Annotated in this window: 3 protein-coding genes; all 3 read left to right on the top strand. The window is 61.8% G+C overall.

All coding sequences use genetic code 11. From position 1 onward, the window contains the following. On the top strand, positions 1 to 581 hold a 581-nt coding region (locus tag VF515_20565), incomplete at its 5' end, for a hypothetical protein (GenBank protein HEX7410019.1). Continuing rightward, complete coding sequence (locus VF515_20560; protein ID HEX7410018.1) at positions 581 to 1,261, top strand: hypothetical protein; 681 nt, start codon at positions 581 to 583, stop codon at positions 1,259 to 1,261. The genes VF515_20565 and VF515_20560, both read left to right, overlap by 1 nt. Before the next feature lie 81 nt (positions 1,262 to 1,342). Beyond that, entirely contained in the window at positions 1,343 to 2,599 is a 1,257-nt protein-coding gene (locus VF515_20555) for a hypothetical protein (GenBank protein HEX7410017.1), read from the top strand. Positions 2,600 to 2,952 lie beyond the last annotated feature (353 nt).

The following is a 2,952-nucleotide window of genomic DNA, read 5'->3' as shown; positions in this document are numbered from 1 at the left end:
TTGCGGTCCTCCTGCATGCACGCGGCGCCGTGTTTCAGCACCATGACCCAGTTGGCTACTACGTTTACGTGCGATCGCTGGTTCACGACGGGGACCTGGATTTCACGAATGATCTGGCCATGATTCCTGACGGTGACCCGTTGCCGTGGGGGCGCGATCCTGTCACCGGGCATCCCGACAACCTCTACACGGTAGGCCTTCCGTTGCTTGTTGCTCCTGTCTACATTTTACCGTCGCTGGTTCTGGCACGAATCGGTGCGCAGGGTACGCCCGACTCCCGCTTCCCGCTCTTCCTCGATCAACTCATCTTCTCCTACGCCTCGTTTCTCCTCGGCGCGGTTGGCATGTGGCTCTCGTTTCGTTTTGCGTGCGTGTACTTCGCGGAACGCGACTGCCTCTTTGCCACCATCGCGTTCTGGCTATGTAGTCCGCTCATCTACTATTTTGCCCGCGAGCCCTTCCAGTCGCACCTGGCATCGGTCTTTGCCTTCAGCCTGCTCCTCTACATTTGGAAGGTGCCGCGGCGACTATCGGCAACCCTCAGAGCGATCCTGATGGGCGGTCCAGCGCGTTGCTCGTGATGGTGCGGCAACAGGACATCACCCTTCTGCTCGTCCCGCTGGGATGCACACTGGTGCAGGCGTACCGCGCCCGGCAGCTGCGCCCCGCTGTACGCCCGTCCGTACTTTTCCTGCTGAGCTTCACTGCCGTTTTCGCCGTCCAACTCGCCGTCTGGTACTACCTACGGGGCTCCCTGATCACCTACTCGTACCGAGGGCAGAGCTTCTCTAACCTGCTTAATCCCAAGGTCCTCGAAGTCTTGTTTTCCGCAAACCATGGTTTGTTCACGTGGCACCCGTTGATCGCCGTCTGCCTGCTCGGGCTCCTTTTACTCGTACGAGCACATCCAGTGTTCGCGTACGCGGCGCTCGCGTCCGTAGCCGCGCAGTTGTACGTGGTAGGCTCCTGGTCGTGCTGGTGGATGGGATTGTCATTCGGCCAGCGGCCATTCCTCAGCCTCACTCCTTTGTTCATCGTCGGACTGGCTGCCGTCATTGCCAAGCTGAGGCGACCGTGGCCCCGTGGCGTGTTCGCCGCGACGACAGCCGGGCTGTTCCTCTGGAATGTCGTGTTGATGCTGGCCTTCTTATCGGAGGTGATTCCATACGAAGGGGAGTTCGCATGGGGCGGACTCCTCTCCTCTCTTCCCCACCTGGCACACGCGGTGCTGACGAAGATCGCGAGCCTGCGAGGGCTCTGAACCGATGACGCGGCAACGGGACGCCATCTTCTCGTGATCTCAATCGTACGCTCACTCTCCTGTTGCTACACGGGCTGGACTATGGGGACTTGCCGGTACATTGCGGTGAACCTGCTCATTCTGTTGGCCGGCTGTACGACGTTCCGCCTCGCTCCTGCGGCGCCGCTCCCGCCTCCGCAGAGTTTCATTCTCACCTTCTGGTGCGGACCGCCACTGGCCGAGTTTACCGATGCCCGTGCGGCAGAGATCGCGGCCGCCGGTTTCAACCTGGTGGGGTCACCGTGCGAAGGCGAAGTGACTCCGGAACTCAACCTGCGCGCTCTCGACACCGCTGCCCGTCACGGCTTGCGCCTGTCGGTCGCCGATCCTCGCTTCAACCCGGGCGCGGCAGGGCTACCTGGTTGGGAATCCCGGCTCAGCGCCGCGGTAGCGGACTACGGACATCACCCCGCACTGGGCGAGTACTTCGTCGGTGATGAGCCGCCCGCTGCCGATTTCGCCGCCTTCGCGGCCGTGGTCGCACGGCTGCGGGCAGAAGACCCCACGCATCGCGCCTACGTCAATCTGCTCCCGGAATTCATTCCACCAACGCATCTCGGGGCGGACAGTTACCGCGATTATCTTGAACGATTCCTCGGTACTGTCCATCCGGACCTGCTCAGCTACGATTACTATCCGTTCGGGTACGATGAGCATGGAAATGAAAAGGATCGATCGACGTTCTTCTCCAATCTTGCGCTCATCCGCGAGCAGGCACTCCAGCATGACCTGCCGTTCATGCTGATCGTTCTGGCCATGCCGCACGCACGCTATCGCGATTCGACCGCGGCGGAGCTGCGCTGGCAAGTGTTCCATGCGCTTGCCTTCGGCGCCCGCGGCATTTCGTATTTTGCCTACTGGACCCCAGCGAACGTCGAAGGCGCGGACATCATGAAGTTCCATAACGGTCTGATCGAACAGGGCCAGCCGACGCTCCACTACTTGCAGGTGGCTCAATTGAATCGAGAGGCCCGCGCCATCGCTCAGGAGCTGGCCACGTTTCACTCAGTGGCCGTGGCTGACTCGGCGGGTGAGGTCGCCCCTCCCTTCCCGCTCGGCCCGATCGAGGCGATCGAAGGTGGCCCGGTGACGGCCGGGCTGTTCACCAACGGTTCAGGTCAACTCGCCATTCTGCTCGTCAACCGCGACTACCGCCACGACATCACCACCGACTTGCACCTGCGAGCGGGCACGCGCCTTCCACAGGTCTTCGACAGCTTCAGCGCACAATGGACCGCCGCGGAACTACCCGGCATCACTCTCGCGGCAGGCGCCGCTCGGCTGATCCGGTGGCCGTGATGTGGACGTCGTGGTCATGCGCCACATGCCCATGGTCCGATTGTAACCAGAAGCCTGCAATGACCAGGACATGATGATGAATCGACCGTCTAACGTAAGAGGGTTTTTCCGTCATCCGCCCGCACGGACGCTGCGCGAGAGAGCTGGTCGGCGCCAGGCCGGATGGCGGAAAGGCCCCGTTGAACTGAACCGCTGACCCATGAAGGATACATATCTGGACAGTGGCACTTTCTCGAACGAGCGTCTACGCCGCGAGGCGTTGGTGCGCTTGGTCGTGAGCTTTGAGGAGCCAGCGACGCAGGAATATCGGCAGGGTGGAGTCCGCAGGGCCAGCGGCGAGAAATTCCGGAAGG

The sequence above is a fragment of the Candidatus Binatia bacterium genome (genome assembly GCA_036382395.1).
Lineage (GTDB): Bacteria > Desulfobacterota > Binatia > HRBIN30 > HRBIN30 > JAGDMS01.
Note: the sequence above shows the minus strand (reverse complement) of the source record. Positions and strands in the feature narration are given on the sequence as shown.

Bases quoted from the DNA above. Each gene is read 5' to 3' on its own strand.
- VF515_20560 (HEX7410018.1), top strand. From the start codon at position 581: ATGGTGCGGCAACAGGACATCACCCTTCTGCTCGTCCCGCTGGGATGC.
- VF515_20555 (HEX7410017.1), top strand. From the start codon at position 1,343: ATGGGGACTTGCCGGTACATTGCGGTGAACCTGCTCATTCTGTTGGCC.